Below are 21203 nucleotides of genomic sequence, written 5' to 3' on the forward strand. Positions count from 1 at the left end.
CCTGAAAAAACTTTTAAGCAGTTATGCCACTTCTTTGGAATAGGATTATTAGTCGGACACCGGCCACAGACATATTCCGCCTAATCCTTATACAAACCAATATAGTCTATTTATTCAAAAAACTTCATTAGGGTTTATTCAATCATCAATGGCCTGGAATACCAACTGCCGGAATTTCCAGCCGGTTTCATCGCCGGTGGGGCCCTGGGTTTGTTTGAAGATCAGCCCGATGACATTTTCATTCGGATCAGCGAAGTATTGCGTGTTGAAATATCCGCCCCAGTCAAATGTGCCGGCGTATCCTCGTCCGCCGGAACGTTCACCGTGATCAGTAAGAACGGCAAATGCCAAGCCATGCCCTCTGCCGGGCTCTCTGAAAAGATCATCAATTTGGTTTTGCATCATAAAGTTGACTGTCGTTCTGCTGAGAAGCCGGATTCCGTCGTATTCTCCATTATTCAGATACATTTGCAGGAATTTGGCATAATCTTCTACCGTGCTGGAAAGCCCCGCGCCGCCTGAGAAAAATGTCATTTCGCCGGTTCGTGGATAATTGGGATCATAAAATGTAACCGGGTAAGGTTCCCAATTGCCATTCTGGTCTTTTCGCTGAACGGTTACCAGCCGGTCGTGTTTGGATCGCGGCAGGTAGAACCAGGTATCGTCCATTCCAAGCGGATCAAAAATGTGGGTTCGGAGAAATTCGTCGAACGGCATGCCGGACATCACTTCAATAAAATATCCCAATACATCCAGCCCTTCGCTGTACGTATATTTTGAACCCGGTTCGTGATGCAGCGGAAGTTTGGCGAGTTTCGTCACACTCTCTTCGATGGTAATATCTTCCGTTGTAAACAGGTCGGTGACCCCGGCTTTTTTGTAGATCATTTGAAATCGATCATCGCCGTCAATGACGCCATAGCCAAGGCCGGAGGTGTGAGTCAGCAAGTGCCGGATCGTAATCTGGTTTTTGGCGGGAACGGTTGTGTAGGTTGTATCATCAGCATTGAACGTATCCAGGATTTGAGCTTCTCCAAAAAAGGGCAGGTATTTTGAGATCGGGTCGTCCAGTTGGAAAAGTCCCTCTTCCCAAAGCATCATGACAGCCGTGGAAGTGATGGCTTTGCTTTGGGATGCAATCCTGAAAATGGTATCGGTTTGTAACCTGCGGCCGGCCTCGTTATCGGCCATGCCAAATGCTTTTTTATAGATGATTTTGCCATCGCGGGCGATCAATGCAACGGCACCGGGAATCTGGTTTTCGCTGACGGCATTTTCGATCATTTCATCAATTCGTGAAAGCCGTTCGTCGGACATCCCAACGTCTTCTGCACTTCCTTCTTCCAGCGGGGGAGTATAGAGGATGGATTCTGTTTGAGCAAAAACTGTGAATGAAGAAAAAGTGAAAAGAATAGCAATCAGGTATTTCATGGCAACGATCATTGATTAATAAATAGCTACAACTTCTTTCTCAATATACATCAAAAATGAAAAGAGAAAAGCGGATGCTGTAACCAAGTGATCCCTCTATTTCTTGGAGATGAAGGGTATATTTAACGAAAATCATGAAAATGTAAATAAATTTAAAGTTTATATTATCTACTTATTTAAATACCATTATGTCGTAGAATATTGGTATGTGAAAAAATGATAAAAAGAATGTATGTCCTTTAATAACAGACTCTCCTTATTTCTGATCGTATTTGTAGCAGCCCTTCCGTTGCAAGCTCAAAAAAATCCCAATGTACAAGAAGCATTTTTGCCTTTCGATACGGGCATCAGTACGCCTACCCGAAGTGCCAGCGGCCAACCGGGGCCGGAGTATTGGCAGAATGGAGCCGATTATTCCATACAGGCTGAACTGCATGCGGAAGAGCATTTGCTAACAAGTTCAGTCACAATCTCTTACGTAAATAATAGTCCGGATGAGCTGAACTTTGTATGGCTACAAATGGATCAGGATTTGTTTTCATCAGATTCCTGGGGTGCAAAATTGACTCCCTACAGAGGCGCAAGATTTGGAAATAGAGAATTTGATGGCGGTTATGAACTCACGCAAATCCGGATTGAACAAAATGGAAAAACCTATACTCCTGTATCTCATAAGGTAGATACCAATCTGAAGCTGAATCTTGAAGAGGCTATGAAGCCGGAAGGGGATGAAATTACCATCCATATTAAGTATGAATTCGAGATTCCTGAATATGGCTCGGACCGTATGGGACGGCTTGAAACCAAAAACGGATGGATTTATGAATTGGCACAGTGGTATCCCCGACTGGTTGTGTATGACGATATACAGGGCTGGAATGTACTTCCTTATTTAGGCGCCGGAGAATTCTACCTGGAATTTGGTTCTTTTGATTACTCGATTACTCTTCCGTCTGATTTTATTGTAGTGGCTTCCGGCGAGCTTCAAAACCCGGAAGAGGTATTAACTGAAGCTCAAACGGATCGGCTGGAACAGGCGCGAAACAGTGATGAAACCGTTACGATTTTAGGGGTTGATGAGCTTGGCACCGAAGAATCCCGTCCCCGGGAAAGTGACAAACTGACCTGGCATTTTAGAATGGAAAATTCCCATGATATTGCCTGGGCAGCGTCCAAAGCATTTATCTGGGATGCCGCCCGAATCAATCTGCCAGACAATGACCAGGCATTGGCGATGTCTGTTTATCCGGAGGAAAGTTCCGGGGAAGAAGGATGGGGGCGATCAACCGAGTATGTGAAAGGCTCTATCGAATTTTACTCAGAAAAATGGCTTAAATATCCTTATCCGGTTGCTGTAAATGTTGCCGGAATTGTTGGAGGAATGGAGTATCCCGGCTTGGTCTTTTGCAGTTGGAGAGCAAGGGAAGGAAGCTTGTGGGGAGTGACCGATCATGAATTTGGCCACATCTGGTTCCCGATGATTGTGGGATCAAACGAACGCGAATATGCGTGGATGGACGAAGGTTTCAATACTTTTATCAACGGATATAGTACCGAAAATTTCAACAATGGCGAGTATCAAGCCAGAAGAACAAGTGCCCGGCAGATTACAGCATGGATGGCAGGGCCGGAAGCAGAGGCTATTTTTACGGCTCCCGATCAGATTCAGCCAGGCAACCTTGGCACTGTAGCCTACTATAAACCTGCTTTGGGATTACGAATGTTACGTGAAACCATTATTGGCAAAGAGCTGTTTGATGAAGCATTTAAGGCGTATATCAATCGCTGGAAATACAAACATCCCACTCCGAATGATTTTTTCAACACGATTGAAGATGTAAGCGGACATGACCTCGACTGGTTCTGGAGGGGATGGTTTGAAACCACCTGGACATTGGATCAGGCAGTGGATTCTGTAAGTTACGTGGAAAATGATCCCGCAAATGGCGCCCTGATTTCCATCAGCAACCAACAAAAAATGGTGATGCCGGTGATTCTTGAAATAACGGAAGAAAATGGGAATACGAGCAGGGTGGATTTACCGGCGTATGTTTGGAGGGATACAAATGAATGGACATTCAGATTCGATTCCACCAGCCCGATAACCAGTATCGTTCTCGACCCTTACGAAGAGTTGCCGGATATTCAACCTGCCAATAATATCTGGGTGGCTCCTGTAGAAGAATCGGACGACACCCATACAGGAGGATAATTCAGGAAGGATTTTCGTGTTTTGTGATTTACTGTTTTTTCTGATGAAGCCACGCCGTGTAAAAGACAAACCCGGCAAGCGGCAGCACAATCATCAGGTAGCGGAGTGACATATCAAAAGCCGTTTCGATCTGGCCTGAGGCGGAAATCACAAAGCTGGAAAACGAGGTGATAATGTAGAGGAGCCCGCCCATCAGTCCGCCGGCAATTCCCGCATTGTTGGGGAAATAGATCATGTTGTGCGTGAAATAGTTGGTGAACAGAAATCCACCAAGAATCAGGATAAAAAAGGCAAAAGAGATCAGCACCAGAAGATTGTCGGCAAGAGTTCCGGCGCCAATAAATACCACTACGAAAACCAACTGGGCTGTTGAAAACGACTGGTTCTTCTTGGCAAACGAGACCGATGTATAGTGCTTGCTGAGGAAACCGCCAATCATCCACGCCACGCCTAATGCCAGCGTACAATAGCCGATGACCACTTCGTTGTAGCCGAAATGTTCCTGTACCACAAACGGCCCGGCGATGTTGAATACCATGACCACGGAATAGGCCAGCCCGAGAACCATAACTCCCGTCATAAATGCTTTATTGCGAAGCATGACGCCGTACAAAATGGTCATTTTTTTGACGTTGAACGGTTTCTTCTGGCGAATGGTCTCCCCGCTGAAAAAGGCTTCCGCGATGAGCAAAAGGCCGGAATAAACCGCAAGAAAGTAGAAATTGGCCTGCCAGTTAAAAAGGCTCTCCATATAGCCGCCAAGGAATGGCGCAATAATGGGTCCGCATGACCAGATGACCGTAAAATAGCTAAGGTAATATTTTCGTTTTTCGCCTTCGTACAAATCCACAAAATAGGCGCGCTTGGCTACGATGATAAACGACGTTGCCAGCCCCTGGACAATGCGCCAGAAGCAAATCATCCAGATGTCTGTGGTAAAGGCGATGGCCAGGCTGCTGATACAAAGAACGGCCAGTGAAACCAGCATGGCTTTGTACCGCCCGATGCTGTCTAACAAACTGCCTACAAAAAGCTGGGCAAACCCGTAACTGAGGAAAAAGCAGGTGAGTGTGAGCTGAATGCTTTGTTCAGAAACGGCGAGATTCTGAGCCATAGCCGGAAACGACGGCAGATATATATCCGTCATAAAACCGGACAGGGGAATGCCGAAAAGAGTAATAATGGTTGCCGTTCGCCTTTCCTGGCTGGAGGCAGAGCGTAAATGCATGAAGGAAACTTCTGTCTAGAACCTTGAGAAGAAATATAAATTAGTTAGATAGAAGGTAAGAAGATAATTGGGTTAAATGCACTTGCTTTCAATTTGACGAAACTGCAGTTTAAAGTTCAATCGTGGTAATTCATTACTTCTGTGGGAAACGTTAAATATTATAACCCTCACTTTTTAGTTTAATTCTTCTTTTATATTCATCATCATATTGTAATGTCCCTCGTGTTTAGTTAAAACGAAAATTTCCTTAAATACTTTTTTATAAGCTTCGATTGTTCTATCCTGAAGTTCAACATATAAATCATCATTAATGCTGTGTGAACCGTCATTAATCCAAGAAATAAGAGAGCGACAAATTTCTTGCTCTTCTTTGGTGTGGAATTGTAAGATTAAGTCATCATCTCCGTATTTTCCAAGTAGTTTAAAGTAATGTTCAATTATTCTACGCATTATGTTTTGAATTGTCAGACTGGATTTTACCTCATCGCTTTTCAATTCTTGCCATAGAAGCTCATATGAAGATTGGATTGGATTATCCATTCCAAAACTCTGTAGGCTCGTTACCTTATTGTTTTTTCTTAAAATCCAGAAATTGGTTTTATTGCAGAATTTTGTTCTGCCATCAATGAAAGAAACTTCTTTGTGGAAATATACATTGTGAGTTAATAAAATCAGTTGCTTAATGTTTCCATTATCTATTTTAATAGATCTTATTATCTCTTTTAAAAGTGTACTGACAACAAACAAAACATTACTGTCCAAACTTGAAATGGGGTCATCAACTACTAAAACTCTTTCATTGTTTACCTCATCTTCTGAGATTCCACCTTTAGCCAATTGCAAATAATAGAGAAAAGTGATAAAAGTAATTTCACCCTCGCTTAATGTAGATTCTGCAATTGTACCATCTTCACGTTGAATTTTGTAAAATCCTTCTTCTTGCGCTGGAACGATTTCAAAATTTAAAAATCCGTACGATTTTAATATTCTATTAATTTCGTCAATTGTTGGCTGAATACTCGTAACATTTTTGCTTAAATTTTTGATCTCGGTATCTAATGTTCTGTATTCATCATGTTTTGCTTTATGTTGCATTTCTAAATTTGTAATACCTTCTACTAAACCATCCTTTTTTTTAGTGAAAGTCATTATCTCCGTTTTATATTCCTCAATTACGTATCTCCAAATGGCTTTAATAAGATTGTTTTTTTCATTTATATAATCGAATACAATATCATTGTGTTTTTTAATCTCAGCATTCGCTTGATTAATTAGCTCAATAATTAAATCATATTGCTCTTTAAGTGAGATTAATTCGACTCTTCTGCTAGGTTCAAGAATTTTATTATTTAGATACTCATTGTTTGTGGTAATTTGGCTTATCAGGGTTTTTAAAAAAGCAGAGAATTTGTCGATTTCAAGTTTTGTGTTGTCTGAATCTTTTTGATTTCTTTCAATTGTGTTTAATTGGTTAATGACATTTTCTGTCAAAGTGTTATATTCATTTTTTAGTTTTTTAAGTGAATTGATATCTTGTAAATAAGCTTCATCGAAGAAACTCTCTAATTGTTTTTTGAAATTATCTGTTATGGTTCTTTCCTGACAAAATGGACAAATGTCCTCTTGAATAAAGTCTCTGCCTTGATTTACCCAATCATGAATGTTTAGCTTTCGAATCAATTTGGCGATATTAACATCCGCTTTTCCGACAATAATCTTTTCCCAAATCTCATTTGTTTCAATTTCCAAAATTCTATCAAAAGAAATTTGAGTTATAGGTTCAATTCGTTCAGGTTGTTTGCCAAAAATAGTTTTGGCTTTTTGTTTTAAATTTTCAAGAGTTTCTAATGGGGCGGTATTACTTATTGATTCCTGTAAAAGTTTGTTTTTAAAAAGCTCTTTTTTTCGAGTATTCGTAAAGGCTTCTTTGAAGTCATGTTCATTTTTTTTGTAGGCTTTTGTCCAAGTAGTTTCTTTAAAGTCGGTTTCTAATTTCTCTTTTTCTCTTTTTTGAGATTCTAGGGCTTCTTTCTTCTTTATACCCTCCGTTTTAATAGTTTTTAGTTCTTCGTTTTTTTGTTCTATTGCTTTTATTTGTTCTGCTGTAGCTTCACCAAGGGTGAAAACTCCGTTTAGTTTGCCATTTCCAAAATTTCTTTCTCTAAATCCTTTATTATAAACTAAAACCTTTAGAGGTACATTATTTTCCCAAACTATTGAGCAGTTACTAAAATTTATATCTGACTTGTCATAAATAAAGTTAGAGATTGTAGTCTTTCCACTAGCATTTGCACCATAAATAAAATTGATTTTTTTTAAGTCGTTTAATTGTATTCCTTGAGGATCATAAGTCGCGATGTTTTTTATCTCAACTGATTTTATCATATTTAATTTTATTCAGCTTAATTGTTTATATAGGCTTATAGCTAATAATGGCACAACACCAACAGTATTGAGGTTATCCTTGCTCCACCGCAAGTTTTATTAATACTGTCATTTAAAATGGTGGAATAAACAGAAGGAAAGACAGTTCATTACATCATGTTCTGTTAACCTAAAAAAGAGTCTCATCTACATCCATCCTTACTTGTCATAAGCCAGACAAACTCTCAACTCCCAAAACTCCCCGAATAGACTGGCCTTTATTTTAATTTGAATTATATCGGGTAAAAATCCAATATCAGATTGTTTTATGAGGGAATTTTAACAAATAAAGAAAGGCAACGGCGCCCAGAAGGAGAGAAGAAAGAAAATTAAGATTAAACCGCCGAAGCGTTGTACCCGAATTTCTCTTTGAAGGAGGTGGAAAAGTGAGAGAAGTTTTTAAATCCCACATGCATGTACACGTCTGACGGTTTTTGGTTTTTCTCTTCTATCAGGAAGTGTGCTTTTTCTAACCGCATCTCTTTGAGCCATTTTTCAGGGGTTTGGGAGAAGGTTTTTTTAAAATCACGGTTAAAGGTGGAGAGGCTTCGTCCGGTCAGTTTTGCAAACTGTTCCAGCGAAACGTTATAGGTAAAATGGTTCATCATGTAGTTTCCCAGGTCAATCTTAAACGGTTCGCTGAAATCAAACAGTAAACTCCGAAGCCGCGGATCATGCGCAAGAAGCAGTTCAATGGCTTCCCTGGTTTTCAGTTCTCCCAGGCGCTCCGTCAGTTTTTCCGGCTGATCGAAATAGGGGAGAAGCGAATCAAAAAAACCAGCCAGAAACCGGTCGGGCTGAAGGTGCAGCATCCCTTTCCCGGTATAAGGCGTGGCGGTTACAATATCATGCTCAAGGCTGTATTGTTTCAGTGATTCCTGGTCCAGCATAATGCCAATCGTTTTAAACGGTTTGCCGTCTTTTGAAGGCATTTTCAGCGATTTTGCCAGTTGGTTCCGTTTTAACAACCCGATGGAGCCGGGTGTGTAGATATGCGTTTCGTCATTGTTATACACCCGCCCTTCACCGGATATTAGCATGGACAGCGAATGTTCTCCTAAAAAATGCTCGTGACTGAATTGCCGCTTGCTGGTCCACGAAAGTAGAATATTATGCTGAACGAGGTCCATCGGTTTCATGAGTCTGCGTTTTAACTGAACTGGCTGGCCAGAATTTTATCCATCACTTTATCGGAGGTTATTTTATTTACAAAAAGTATGGGTGTGGACAAATGCCCTTTTACATATCGTGTTTTTGGATTTTTTGCTTCCACCGACGTTTTGATCAGTTCTGCAATCACTACAGGATCGGTTCTGTTACCCGTGCTGTTTTGAATGACGTCCACCAATTTTTCAGCCATTTTTTTGTAAGGTCCGTCACCCGAAGCTTTCAATAGGTTTTCGTGAGCGATATCGCCCCACTCTGTTGCGATGGCTCCCGGCTGAATGACAATCACATCAATCCCAAATGGCTTAATTTCATTTCGTAAACTATCACTTAAGCCTTCTAATGCAAATTTACTTGCATGATACCATCCTGCTAAAGGTCCTGCAATTTTTCCGCCTACCGAAGATACATTTACAATCTTACCGAAGCGATTTTTTCGCATTCCGGGAAGAACAAGCTGTACCAGCCTCATCGCACCAATCACATTCACTTCCAGTTGATAGCGGGCGTCGTCCATAGAAACATCTTCGATGGCTCCGTGGGAACCGAATCCGGCGCTGTTTACCAAAATGTCGATGCGCCCGGCTTCCTCTAAAATCTGTTGTACACCGGTAACCATACTTTCGTCATCCGTCACGTCCATATACAATGGTTGTACGCTGACAGATTTTAACTCGTCCATCTTTTCAACCCTTCGCGCGGCGCCATACACTGTATATTCGTTTTGGGCTAATAATCTTGCGGTCTCTTTTCCGATGCCTGCCGAAGCTCCGGTGACCAATACTACTTTATTCATGGGATTTCTTTTTTAAGTTTGTTGATTTACCATCCCAAATTAAAGCAACGGATATTTCTATGTTTTGGTGAGAGCGTCAATGTTGTTTGGTGAGAATGTCAGGATTGTACAGGCAGGATATTTGTGCAATCCGAAAAAGAAGGGACGGCTTGGCTTGTATAGAGACTTGAGAAGGGGGTTTAGGAAAGCAGGAGCGCTTGGGCCAAAATTTAATAACATGCAGGGGTTGTTTTAGAATCTAAGTTCGTATATTTTGACACCTATAGGTATCAAAATGATAACTTATTTACTCATTATGATACGAATATACCACATAAAATTTCTAAAGAAATGAATCATAAAACTAAAGCTTCCAGTGCAGATCATGCCGATACTCACAAACGGCTGCTGTTTATTTCAATGTTCTTGCTGTCTTTAATTTTTGCTGTGGAGACAGGATCTTACTTTGTAAGGGAACCCGTTGAAGATTTTTTCTCGGTTACCGCTAAGGTGTTAGTCGGGTTATTTATTGTCTCCATTTTTTCCACAGTCTTTTGGAATATAAAATTTATTCCGCGGGATCAACGGTATCTCCTGAACTCAGAAGATAATTTTGTAACCCATGCTTTAAACAGGGCTTGTAAAATATCCTGGATTCTGACTTTTATACTTCTGACCATAATTACAGTTACTACCGGCAGGGAGAGTTCAGCGTTGCCGGCGCAATTTTATATCAACCTGGCACAATTTTCCATGACTGCCGTGTTCAGTATAAGCTTCTTCATTTTATTTCGTGACAGCGGAGAGGAAAACTCTATAAAGGCAGTCACATGAATGTTTCATTAGAAAACAGAATTCATGTATTTCGCGCTGAACACCGGATGACCCAAAGCGACCTGGCGAATGAAATCGGGGTCTCCCGAAAGACCATCAGCACTATTGAGGTGGGCCGGTTTGTGCCATCCACAGTCATTGCGCTCAAGATCGCTCAATATTTCGAGGTACCCGTTGAAGAAATTTTTTCGTTGAAGGAATTATCCGAAGATTAAATGGGATGGAGTACCCTCCGCTTGTTCACCATCCGTATTTATTCAGAGAAGGATTAAATTCCATTCTTCAGGATCAGGTTAAAACGCAGGCAGTCGATTTATCCCTTCCTTTTGCGTTTGTTATACCACACAAAAAAGCCGGTGACAGGAAGGCTGGCACAAACGAGACTCACAATGAAAGCCAGAATTTTTCCAGGAAGTCCCCAAACTATTCCTGTGTGGATATCATAATAGAGGTGATCCATCTGGTCGGCAAGTCCGGCCTCGGAAAACCGTTCCACATCCAGCAATTCAAGCGTATGCTGGTCGTAATAATACTCATCGTGATGGTAGAATTTGCCTTTGTATTTATACATCACAATTTCGATGGCGTCATCTGCTTCTTGCAAAGTGGGACTCATGTAAATCCGCTTGGGGTCCGGGTACAGTTCCAGAGTTTTGTAGAATGCCTGGTCAATGGCGGGAATGCTGTCGGTTTCTGCCAGGCCGGCATTGTCGGGATTGGAATGCGGATGAACATGCTCCTGTTTGGAATCTCCCCCCGACGCCAGGTAATACAGTCCGTTATTGAACCATTCGAAACTCCAGACCAGCCCGGTAACTGCAAGAATCAAAGATAAAATCAGTGCATAAAAACCGGGCACATTATGGAGGTCGTAATTAAATCGTTTCCACTTTGCCGACCATCGGATCTTGAAGCTTTTCTGACGGCCCGAAGCATTCCATTTCTTCGGCCACCACAGGACGAGACCTGTGATTAAAAGCACGATAAAAATAAGCGTTCCGATTCCCACCACCATTTTTCCAATGGATTGCGGCAGCCAGAGATATCGATGGCCTTCAATAATGAATTCGAAAAAATCGAAATCACCGTCCAGGATGGATTCATTTTTATGAAGGAATTCGCCGGTATATGGATTCATAAACACAACCGCGAAATCGAGCTGATCTTCCCGTGTATAGTAAAAACCTACAGCAGCAGCCCCGGTTTCATCTTCGTATGTGAGGCCGGACGGAGTTTTCCCGGGCATGTGAACGGAGGCTGTATCCACCAGAACACTTGGAGGCACATATTGCTGATTTTGTGCTTCTACAAACCGCCAGGGCTCCAGGCTGTTCATAATTTCGGCCTGGAATACATAAATACATCCCGTAATGCTGACAATAAAAACAACAATTCCCGATGCCAGACCTAACCACAAATGCAGCCAGTTGACAACCGCCTTAAACGTTTTATTCATGTTTTGTTATTAACAGAGGACTTTAAAACACCAGAAATATTTCGACTTCGCTCCGCTCAATAGGATGTCTCTTTGAGCGGAGCAAGGTAGTACGACGAATGAAGTCGAAAACTAAATGATGCTTCTGCAAAGCCCTCTTATAAATATTCAGATCCGTGAGAACGTTTTATCAGAGCTTGAAGAACCCGGCCACAAAATTCGCCTGAACTTCAGCGCCTTGAGTTGCGGTGTAATTTTCCGGGTCAATTTGATACACGTATGAAGTTTCATTTTCGGGAACAACCAGGTAAATATATTCACCGTCCCAGAGACTGGTAGCAGCAAGTTTTCGGCCGGAGCCGGCATGATCCGGAACCCCATCGATGTAGTTGATGGTTTGTGAAGTAAGATCGATGATAGCTGGCTGTAGCGGGCCGTCAGACCAAATCACCTGCTCTGAACGGTCCTGCGTATTCATTTCAACAAATACTTTATTGTCTCCGAGGTAAACCATGTGGGCGGTGGTTTTTCCTTCGGTTATTTCATTGAAATCAAACAGGTAGTCTTCGTTAAATTCACTTTCTCCACTGTCGATTCTCAGAATGGCCGGATCTTTCGTGAACTGGCTGTATCCGTTGGCGGGGTTGGAGTGGGAAAGTGCGTAGACATTTCCGTTTTCATCTTTGATCAGTCCGGAAAGAGTTCCGAATCCTCCGATGGGGCCGGTTCGGTCGTCTTTAATGACTTTCTGGAATTCCAATCCTGGGTAGCTGAAAACGGCAACACGGGCGGTATCGGTTAAGGTTGTTGCAAACGATGTGGGATTGCTGGCGTAGTAGCTCACGAAAAGATAATCGCCGGTTTGAACCATGCCGGAGTACGCGCTGGTGGAATCAGAAAGGTTGGATGCTGCCGTAAATGTACTGTTTTCCAGGGTAACGGTTGCAGGGTCGATTTGGTGGAGAGCGATCACATCAGAATCAGAGGACATTTCAATGCCGATCAGTTTTCCGTCTTCGGCTTTTACAACATCCTGCAGGCTGTTATCAAACGAAGAGATTCCGCCGGTTTCAATCAGTTCGCCTTCATCAGTTTTGGTAATAGCAATAATGTCTGTGAGTTCAAATCCGCCTGTTGCGTAAATGGCATCGTCAACTTGATTGTAGGTGTAGTAGCCCAGATGATCGAGTCCCTGGCCAACGGCGGAGAGGCTTCCGGTCATGACATCATCAAAAGGAACGGTGTAGTAGGTAAACGTACCTTCCGTTCCCTGGTAGGCGAGCGAGAGTACAAACGACTCTTCAGTTTCGCCGGGTTCTGGTTCGGGTTCAGGATCACTTACGCTATCTTCACACGATGAGAGAAATGAAGAAGAAACGGCAAAGAGAAATCCTATGAGAAGAATTCTGAGTGTTGAGTATTTTTTCATTTTGGTAATGGATTATAAGAGAGGTTATTTAATATTAAATCTGAATTTTATGCTAAAAGCCCGTCCCGGCTTCTGCAGATAGTATTTGTCATAAAGTTTTGAGTCGAACAGGTTGCGGCATTCTGCTGTGATATTGTAGGTGCCGCCGCCGAATGTATACCCAAGTTCCACATCGTGAGATAACTGTTGCGGGATGATATATTTGTCACTTCCGGATCCAAGCTCGGTCCAGGTCAGGGAATATTTCTCCACGAAATTCACAAAATAGTTCAGGTTCAGGGCGGAATTCTGTGAGAGTACATCGTTGAAGGTGAACCCGGCATTCATGTTTGCAAACAGGTAAGGTTTGTTTGGAATGCGGAACCCATAGTGATAATTGGTTTGCCAGCCTGTTCCGGTGTAGGAACTGTTATAAACTCTTCGGGCGCGGTCGGTAATGTCCTGGTAGGTAAAGTTTCCGCCCAGCCTGAAAATTTCTTTCCACTGGTATTGAAGACTTCCTTCCACACCCATGACACGCGTTTTGCTGAGATTGTCGTACCTGGTTTTGGGGCTGGATATGGTGACGATAGTATAGATCAAATCATCCGTTTCGCGGTAAATACCACTTAATCCCAATGCTACAATGTGATCATTATGGATATTTAACCGGTATTCGGTTCCCAGGTTGAGATTGTGGCTTTTCTCCGGGCCAAGGTCGGGATTGGGATCAATGAATAATCCATCTCCGAAAATCTCTTCCGGAATGGGCATGCGTGCCGTTCGTTCGTAGGAGAGTTTCACCTGCCAGCCGGGAGTAACGAAATAGGTAGAAGCCAGTCCATAGCCAATATCATGCTGCGAATTTTCGACGGCTTCTGTGCGGCGGGTATCAAGCCCGAAATCAAACTCTTTCGATGTTTTTGCCAGAATGTGAAACCACTTTCCAAAAACCGTCGTGCTCCATTTATTTGAAATATCGAATTTGTAGGCCAGTCCCAAAACCTGCTTGGTTTGTGCTTTTGGAAATCGATTGTCGATGTTGTCGGGGTGTTCAGTATCGTGGGCTTTCCGGTGGAAATAGTTTAGAGAATAATTCAAGGCCAGCGAACTTTTTGTATTGATGGCATACCCGGCATTTAACTGTGTGTTGAAATCCTCTTCATTGTGAGTGGTATTGGTTCGGTAGAGTTCTCCATCATTAGAAGGAGTGCCGTCCGCCGTTCGAACAATGGTTTTTTTACCCAGCCAGTTGTACCGGACGCCCCGAAGCGTGTCGGCTACCTGGGATTCATTGAGGCTCAAAGCGCTGTAGATGCTTACATCAAGTCCATCGGCAAACAGGTTTTTCTTGCTATACCGAAGCGAAGGTGTGATTGATTGGTTCTCTCTTGTGATTCCGCCATACACCGTATTCATCGTGGCGCCGTGCTGAACCTGTTTGTCGTTGGCAGAAACTGCGATGCCCACTAACAGATTATCAGCAAAAGGTTTGTTCACGTAGCCGGCTTCTGTTTTGATTGTACCGGAACGATAACGGTCGTGAAATCGCGGAACCCAGGTTGTATCGACAACCGTATTGTTTTCCACAATCCGTGCCAATACATTGTAATCGTTATCAGAATAGTTGGCAAACAGGTTGCCTCTGACTGTAAACCCGGTTTCCGGATTTGTGGAGGCTCCGTTGACTGATGCCCGATGAGTGTTAAATGAACCAAGGGAGTAAGAAATATCGGCGTAATTATGGAGGCGATTGGTATGAATATTCACCGCCCCGCCCAAAGCATCGGTTCCCAGCCAAACCGGTACAACACCTTTGTAAACGTCGATACGGTCGACCATGTTAACTGGAATGTCTCCCAAATCCATCGAGCTGGAAGAAGCCATTGGAATGCCGTCGATAAAGAATTTTACCTGGTCTCCTGAAAAACCATTCAGCGAAAAATTATAATCAGAACCCAATCCGCCTTCCTGTTGAATACGAACTCCGGGCACGCGGTCTAATACGGATTTTGCATCGCTGGTGCTGTTTGCCAGACGTTGTGCGGAAACAGAACTCACCTGGTACGCTTGTTCAATGACCCGCCGGGTTGCAGATTTGGCCTGTACAACCAGATCCTGTCCCTGGTAGCGTTCGTATTCTAAAACGATATCAACTTGAACGGATTCGCTGCCTGATATTTTGATCTCCTGAATCTGAGTCCGGAATCCAACAGAACTGATTTGCAACTGGTAGGAACCGGGCTTAATGGTGGGAATCTTATAGTTTCCTTCAATATCAGTGCTTGCACCTCTGGTGGTTCCAATAATGAGGATGTTAACGCCGGGCAGCGTTTCTCCTGAAGGAGATGTTACCTGTCCGTAAATAGTGGGGGAACCATTTTCTTGAGCAGAAAGAATGTCAGGGAATAATAAAACCGATAGTGGCAAGAAAACAGCCAGTATGAGACGCAGGAAGAACTTCAAAATTCTGGTTTACAGAGAATCATTATCAATTTAGATTAAATCTAAATAAAGATACAATGAATCCAAGCCCAGAACAACCTTAAAATAAACCAGTGCTACGAATCTGCGGATTCAAAAAGCAGCTTCACATTTGGATCTAAAGTGAGGCTCACTGGTTTTTCTTTTACCGGAAGAGTGATGGCTTCCTTCTCTTTGGTGATGGAAAGTGTTTTGATTTCGGAAGAGTTGTCACCGTAGGTAATCTGAACATCGAGAGGGAAGTTGAAGATGGTTTTGGAAGCTTGTGTTTGAGTGATTTCCAACTCAAGGTTTCCGTTAGAATACGTCCAGTCAGTTTCTAGTTTTGGCTGACCACTTTCAAAAAGCCATTGATGGAAAAAAGTGTCCAGGTTTTGTCCGCTTACTTCTTCGGCAACGGTTTCAAAATCAGCACTGGATGCATTGCTTAATTTATACCTGTCATAATAGGACTGAATCGTTTTATGAAAATCTTCATCCCCGATTTCTTGTCGAAGCATGTGCAGGATCCATCCTCCTTTTTGATAAGAGTTTGCATTCAACAGGTCCATATAATGGGTGGTGATCGTATCTACCACAGGTGTCAGGCTTTCTGTGGAGAATCTGATGACCCGTTCACGCTGCTTCTTTAACTGAGATTTCAGAGAATCTGCACCCTGGCTGTGCTCGATATAGATGTTGGTCATGTAGGTTGCAAATCCTTCGCTGAGCCAGAGGTGCGGCCAGTCGATTTCTGAAGCCGAATTCCCAAACCATTGGTGAGCAATTTCATGCGCCAGTAAATTTTCCACACCTCCTTTTCCGGATACAGATTCCTCGTAGTAGAAAATATTCCCGGCATTTTCCATCCCGCCGAATCGGGTTTTGGATTGCACATTCGCCAGTTTTTGATAGGGATAGGGACCAATATAATCAATGAAGAAATTCAGAATTTCTGCCGCCGGTTGATAATCGTGAAAACCTTCGTCCGTATTTTGCGGATATACCCAGGTGGAGACTTCCGCGCCATTTACTTCCTGTACATTTTGAACCGCAAACCGCGCTGCTGCTATTACCGCTACTTTCGTAGGCAGAGGAACGGACGTTTCCCATTTGTATCGAGTTATTTCATCCGTAAGGTTGATCTCTTCTTTAAGCAATCCGTTGGCGATAACCTGGTAATGGGTTGGTGCCTCCACAATAAACGTAAAGTATGCTTTGTCTGAAGGGTGATCGACACCCGGAAACCAGTTGTGAGCACGGTTCGGCCAGTTATCCCCAAAAAAAGTTCGGTCGCCAAATTTATTGGTACTGATGACTAAACCATCTTTGGGAATGCCGGAATAGTCAATGGTGAACGTTTTGGTTTCATGTTGTTTTGAAGGAGATTGAATGAGTAGCCGGTCGCCATCCTGATTGAAAGGGACTTCTTTGTTCTCTTCAGAGATTTTTGAGACTGTCATTCCTTCGCCAGATTTATCTTCAGAAGTCAGGTCTAAGTAAAATTCATCTACAGTCTGAAGAAATGTAATCGTGGCTTTTGCGTGTCCTTCAATCCGGTCGGTGGAGTCATTCAGAACAATGGAAAGTTCATATTTTTGAACATCGATCTGTTTCTTTCGGGCGAGATATTCCTGTGCGGAGGCAGGCGTAGCAAACGCCAACATGGCAATAACAATGAAAAACATACGCGAGTCTGAAAACATAAATCCGGTCTCAAAGTTTATAATAAGCCTGAAAGTGCTAAGATCAGGGCACATTTCAAAGCGAGATCAACGTGCCGGGCGATGAGAAGTACGGGATTAAAATCTGAAACTTCGATTGAGCGTTTTAACCCGCGTTCGTTCATTTAAGTTCGGAAAGGATTAATTTCTTCTGCTTAAATGTATTCGTCATAGCTTTTTCTCTGACAGCCGCATCATCGCTGTGTATCAGTTCAAAGTATTCAACGGGAACAACCTGCCACGACAAACCATATTTGTCTTTGCACCAGCCACATGCTCCTTCTTCTCCTCCATTTGAAGTAAGAGCTTCCCAATAGTAATCAACTTCGTCCTGGTCTTTGCAATTTATGACGAGTGATATGGCTTCATTGAATTTAAAAAAGGGTCCTGCTGCAAGAATGGAAAACTCTACTCCCTCAAGTTCCATTACAGCCGTTTCAAAGCTGCTGGGTTCACTGCTAAATTCATTTGGGGGATTTTCAAGTTTGCGGTAGTCTTTCAGTTTGCCATCTTTAAATATGGATAGATAATATTCAGCCACCGCTTTGGCATCTTCGTCAACCCAAAGGCATGGAGTGATTTTTTGATTATTCATTGTGTATAGGTTTTGTCGTGTGAATTATTTTTCAACAGAGAACCGATTATAGAAGCCAAAATTGTTGCAGCATGTTTTAAATTAGACACAACATTGGCTTAATAACAATACTGTTCATATGAAGTTTCTTTTTTGAAGAGAGTCCCAAAGAGATTGACGCTGAAGGCCTTCCATAACTTCCGCCAATAATAATGACATCAAATCGTCTCTTTCTGTTCAATTTCAGTTAATTTCTTTTGCGCATGGGAAAGAGCCGGTTCAATGTTTTCAAACACATCTTCTTCAGGAATCAACAAAAATAACCCATTTGTAATGAATTCCTGACGCAGTGTTTTGTTTACACCCGATAAAACTACATCGATTTTTTCTTCCTGAAAAGTGGTTACTACATCTTTTAATCTTTGATAACCAGTACTGTCTATAAAAGGAACATAACGCATTCTGAGGATTACGATCTTGGGTTGTGTGTTGGTATTTACCAGAGCGTCATGAAATTGTTGAGCAGCGCCAAAAAATAAGGGGCCGTCAATTTCATAGAGAATAATTTCCTTTGAAGATGAAAACCCAAGTTCCTGCTGAAACAGAAGCTCTTTGTCATCATTTTCGGGAGTGATGGCTTCCACCTGAACCGATTCACTCATTCGCTTCATAAACAAGAAACTGGCGAGCACCATCCCGATTTCGATGGCAATAATGAGATCAAAAATGACTGTGAGAAGAAAGGTGCTCATGAGTACCATAATATCCATTTTGTCACCTTTTAAAACCGAGCGAAATTGTCGCCATTCACTCATATGATACGCAACCACAACCAGCACACCAGCCAGACAGGCTAATGGGATCAATTTGGCGTATGGCATCAGAAATAACAGAATGAGCAACAGCACCACGGCATGAATAATCCCCGCTATGGGAGTTCGTCCACCGTTTTTGATATTAGTAGCCGTTCGGGCAATGGCTCCAGTGGCGGGAATGCCTGCAAACAAAGCAGAAAAAACATTGGCCCCGCCTTGTGCAATCAACTCCATATTGGGCCGATGTTTACCTCCTGTCATACCATCAGCTACTACCGCTGACAATAATGACTCGATTCCGCCTAAAATAGCGATGGCAAATGCGGGCTGAATCAGAGATTGTATGGTATCAAAATCAAAAGAGGGGAGACTTGGTTTTTGCAAATTGCCAGTGAGATCACCAAAGGTACTTTGGATGGTGGATACCGGAAAATTAAACCACTGTACAACAACTGTTGAAAGTAGAATAGCTATCACAGAACCGGGAATAACGGTAGTAATTCGTTTAAAATTGACGATAATAACTATGGTGGCAATGGAAATGCCAGTGGCATACCAGTTCAGCCCGGGGAGGGCCATGATGTACGTTTGCCATTGGCTAAAAAAACCGGAAGGGATCTCTTCAATAGTCAGCCCAAAAAAATCCTTAATCTGAGTGGAAAAAATAATGAGGGCAATTCCACTGGTAAATCCGATGATAAGCGGGTAGGGGATAAATCGCAGATAATTTCCTAGCTGGGCGGCGCCCATACCTATAATGATAAAACCCGCCATAAATGTGGCCAGGGTCAATCCTTCTATGCCATGAGATTGCACAATATCATAAATAATAATAACGAAGGCACCGGTTGGTCCACCAATTTGAACCCGGCTTCCTCCGAAGGTCGAAATGATAAACCCGGCTATAAATGCAGTTATTAGGCCTTTTTCGGGCGATACACCCGATGCAATGGCAAAAGCAATAGCTAAAGGAAGGGCTACAATACCGACAATGATGCCAGCTAAAATATCTTTTAAGAGTTGTTCTTTGGTAATGCCTTCACGGATCAGCGTGAAGAGTTTGGGGGTAAATTCGTTACGCATGGGCAACTTGCACCCCACGAAAGTAACACGGCATCAAAACAGAAATATGTAATAATAGTGGTTAACAGGAAGCCCTAAGAGTACTAAAATTTATGGACTTTAAGTATACCGTAGGATTTTTTTTGTTCCCTTTTATTTTTATTTAATGACCTCAGCCACATAGTTATATAGAAATACGCTTTTTCTTTTGGAGAAATATGAGGCTTAATTATTTAGTTTCGTTTTACGATTGATTTGAAGAGTGGTGAGGTTACCCGGCTTGAGTAAACCGAATAATCTCTCAATCGGTAATATACACACTCTAGCCATGTCTTGATTCCCGCGTAAAAATGTCGCTTTTTCCTGCTGCTAAAGTTTTGAAGGAACTGTATTATTGATGATTAATCTTTAAAAAAGGAAGAGAAATGAAATCAGTAGAAATAATCATGGTTCCTGTGAAGGACCGCCAAAAGGCGAAAGAGTTTTATCTGAGCCTTGGTTTTGAAGTAGTTACAGAAGCATCGGATGCGCATGGCGATGCATGGATTCAGATGGGATTGCCGGGAAGTTCAACTACGATATCGCTTTCTGGTTTCCCGGGAATTATTTGTGAGACGAACGATATTGAGGGCAAAATCGAAGAATATACAAGCAAAGGAATTGAGGTAGGAAAAGTGGATGAGACGCCATGGGGAAAGTTTGCGTGGCTGAAAGATCCGGATGGAAATAGCTTATGTCTTCATCAAAAATAGCCACAATCTTGAACGGATAGCCTTACACCCGCTTTGGAGCGAACGGCCCACTGAATGTAGATTCGGTCAATTAACTTCCCAGCGCCTGTTCCACATCTCTGATAATATCTTCAGTATTTTCCAGGCCTACAGCAATTCGAATCAAACCGGGTGTAATTCCTACGGCCTGACGCTCTTCTTCGGTCAGTTTGGAGTGGGTGGTGGAGGGCGGGAGGAGTGATAATGCTTCGAGTATCTCCATGATTGGCTAGAAGGAAAGACCGAATATTTTCTGTGTTCTTTTAGTCTTAATTATACCTGATACAGCTTTACAAATCTTATAACTGAACTAATTAGGGCTTCTTCAGAAGATGTTAATCTATTGCAAATCAAGTGTTTATAAAGAATTTTATTTTTATAAATGGCTACTGTTTTCATTTGGTTTGATATTTACCTATTACTGGAAACTGAACCTGACCCATATTGATACTCAAAGCTTGCGAAACAGGATATCCGTTGTGCAGCAAAAAATTGATCTGTTTTCCGGGAATGTGCTGGATAATATTGTGGTAGGCGTGTTTGATCCAAATATGGAGAAGATCATTAACATCTGCGATGGGATTCTTGGTTTTATTGAAAATTTGCCCAACGGTTTGATACACATCTCGTTGAAAACGGCGCAGCATTTTCCGGCGGACAAAAGCAACGAATAGCCATTGCGCGGGCACTCTATAGAGAGCCGGAAATCTTGATTTTGGATGAGGCAACTTCTTCCCTTGATTCGGCATCTGAACAGTATGTAAAGGACGCAGTGAAATATTTACGTGAGAAGGGAAAAAGCGTTATCCTGATTGCTCATCGGCTCAGTACGGTATTTATGGCTGATCAAAATCTGTGTGCTTGAGAAGGGTAAACTGGTG

At 42.4% G+C, this 21203-nt stretch carries 17 protein-coding genes and 1 pseudogene; 5 read left to right on the plus strand and 13 right to left on the minus strand.

What is annotated here, in order from left to right:
- Positions 1-138 precede the first annotated feature (138 nt).
- Positions 139-1431 (minus strand): serine hydrolase domain-containing protein, encoded by a 1293-nt coding sequence (locus L0B18_RS05880; protein WP_234569873.1) that lies wholly within the window; start codon positions 1429-1431, stop codon positions 139-141.
- A 232-nt stretch (positions 1432-1663) separates the two neighbouring features.
- On the opposite strand from L0B18_RS05880, the gene L0B18_RS05885 reads away from it, so the two are divergent.
- Positions 1664-3643 (plus strand): M1 family metallopeptidase, encoded by a 1980-nt coding sequence (locus L0B18_RS05885; RefSeq protein ID WP_234569876.1) that lies wholly within the window; start codon positions 1664-1666, stop codon positions 3641-3643.
- A 28-nt stretch (positions 3644-3671) separates the two neighbouring features.
- Here the strand turns inward: L0B18_RS05885 and L0B18_RS05890 are convergent, their stop codons facing one another.
- The 4 genes from L0B18_RS05890 to L0B18_RS05905 all read right to left on the minus strand — a co-directional run bounded on the left by L0B18_RS05890 (position 3672) and on the right by L0B18_RS05905 (position 9258).
- Positions 3672-4871, minus strand: coding sequence for an MFS transporter (locus L0B18_RS05890; RefSeq protein WP_234569889.1), 1200 nt, complete (start codon positions 4869-4871; stop codon positions 3672-3674).
- A 174-nt stretch (positions 4872-5045) separates the two neighbouring features.
- On the minus strand, positions 5046-7256 hold the full coding sequence (locus tag L0B18_RS05895) for an AAA family ATPase (protein ID WP_234569891.1): 2211 nt from the start codon (positions 7254-7256) through the stop codon (positions 5046-5048).
- Between the two features lie 374 nt (positions 7257-7630).
- Positions 7631-8434, minus strand: coding sequence for a helix-turn-helix domain-containing protein (locus L0B18_RS05900; protein WP_234569893.1), 804 nt, complete (start codon positions 8432-8434; stop codon positions 7631-7633).
- 11 nt (positions 8435-8445) lie between these two features.
- Positions 8446-9258: an oxidoreductase gene (locus tag L0B18_RS05905; protein WP_234569908.1), complete on the minus strand. Its 813-nt coding sequence runs from the start codon at positions 9256-9258 to the stop codon at positions 8446-8448.
- Positions 9259-9588: 330 nt separating this feature from the next.
- Between L0B18_RS05905 and L0B18_RS05910 the strand changes: the two genes are divergently transcribed.
- Entirely contained in the window at positions 9589-10071 is a 483-nt protein-coding gene (locus L0B18_RS05910; protein WP_234569925.1) for a hypothetical protein, read from the plus strand.
- Complete coding sequence (locus tag L0B18_RS05915; protein ID WP_234569940.1) at positions 10068-10286, plus strand: helix-turn-helix transcriptional regulator; 219 nt, start codon at positions 10068-10070, stop codon at positions 10284-10286. The genes L0B18_RS05910 and L0B18_RS05915 overlap by 4 nt, the downstream gene beginning before the upstream one ends.
- A gap of 98 nt (positions 10287-10384) precedes the next feature.
- On the opposite strand, the gene L0B18_RS05920 is transcribed toward L0B18_RS05915, so the two are convergent.
- From L0B18_RS05920 to L0B18_RS05945, 6 genes are all read right to left on the minus strand, one after another.
- Positions 10385-11527: a PepSY-associated TM helix domain-containing protein gene (locus L0B18_RS05920; RefSeq protein WP_234569943.1), complete on the minus strand. Its 1143-nt coding sequence runs from the start codon at positions 11525-11527 to the stop codon at positions 10385-10387.
- Between the two features lie 169 nt (positions 11528-11696).
- Complete coding sequence (locus L0B18_RS05925) at positions 11697-12935, minus strand: DUF4374 domain-containing protein (RefSeq protein ID WP_234569946.1); 1239 nt, start codon at positions 12933-12935, stop codon at positions 11697-11699.
- A gap of 24 nt (positions 12936-12959) precedes the next feature.
- Positions 12960-15380 carry a TonB-dependent receptor gene (locus L0B18_RS05930; protein ID WP_234569949.1) on the minus strand — a complete coding sequence of 807 codons (2421 nt, stop codon included), beginning with the start codon at positions 15378-15380 and terminating at the stop codon, positions 12960-12962.
- A 95-nt stretch (positions 15381-15475) separates the two neighbouring features.
- Positions 15476-17065 (minus strand): M1 family metallopeptidase, encoded by a 1590-nt coding sequence (locus L0B18_RS05935; RefSeq protein WP_234569964.1) that lies wholly within the window; start codon positions 17063-17065, stop codon positions 15476-15478.
- A gap of 157 nt (positions 17066-17222) precedes the next feature.
- A complete protein-coding gene (locus tag L0B18_RS05940) occupies positions 17223-17696 on the minus strand; it encodes a VOC family protein (protein WP_234569968.1) in 474 nt (157 codons plus the stop codon).
- Positions 17697-17893: 197 nt separating this feature from the next.
- The gene (locus tag L0B18_RS05945) at positions 17894-19573 is read right to left on the minus strand and encodes a SulP family inorganic anion transporter (RefSeq protein WP_234569969.1); all 1680 of its coding nucleotides are present in this window, start codon (positions 19571-19573) and stop codon (positions 17894-17896) included.
- A 404-nt stretch (positions 19574-19977) separates the two neighbouring features.
- Between L0B18_RS05945 and L0B18_RS05950 the strand changes: the two genes are divergently transcribed.
- Positions 19978-20304 (plus strand): VOC family protein, encoded by a 327-nt coding sequence (locus L0B18_RS05950; RefSeq protein WP_234569986.1) that lies wholly within the window; start codon positions 19978-19980, stop codon positions 20302-20304.
- Between the two features lie 70 nt (positions 20305-20374).
- Here L0B18_RS05950 and L0B18_RS05955 read toward each other — a convergent pair.
- Positions 20375-20558, minus strand: a pseudogene (locus L0B18_RS05955) (PLP-dependent transferase); the annotation flags it as partial.
- A 159-nt stretch (positions 20559-20717) separates the two neighbouring features.
- Positions 20718-21071: a hypothetical protein gene (locus L0B18_RS05960; RefSeq protein WP_234570006.1), complete on the minus strand. Its 354-nt coding sequence runs from the start codon at positions 21069-21071 to the stop codon at positions 20718-20720.
- Between L0B18_RS05960 and L0B18_RS19820 the strand changes: the two genes are divergently transcribed.
- Complete coding sequence (locus tag L0B18_RS19820) at positions 20993-21187, plus strand: hypothetical protein (protein ID WP_370647531.1); 195 nt, start codon at positions 20993-20995, stop codon at positions 21185-21187. The genes L0B18_RS05960 and L0B18_RS19820 overlap by 79 nt on opposite strands.
- The last annotated feature ends 16 nt before the right edge of the window (positions 21188-21203 follow it).

This window comes from Rhodohalobacter sp. 614A (genome assembly GCF_021462415.1).
Lineage (GTDB): Bacteria > Bacteroidota > Rhodothermia > Balneolales > Balneolaceae > Rhodohalobacter.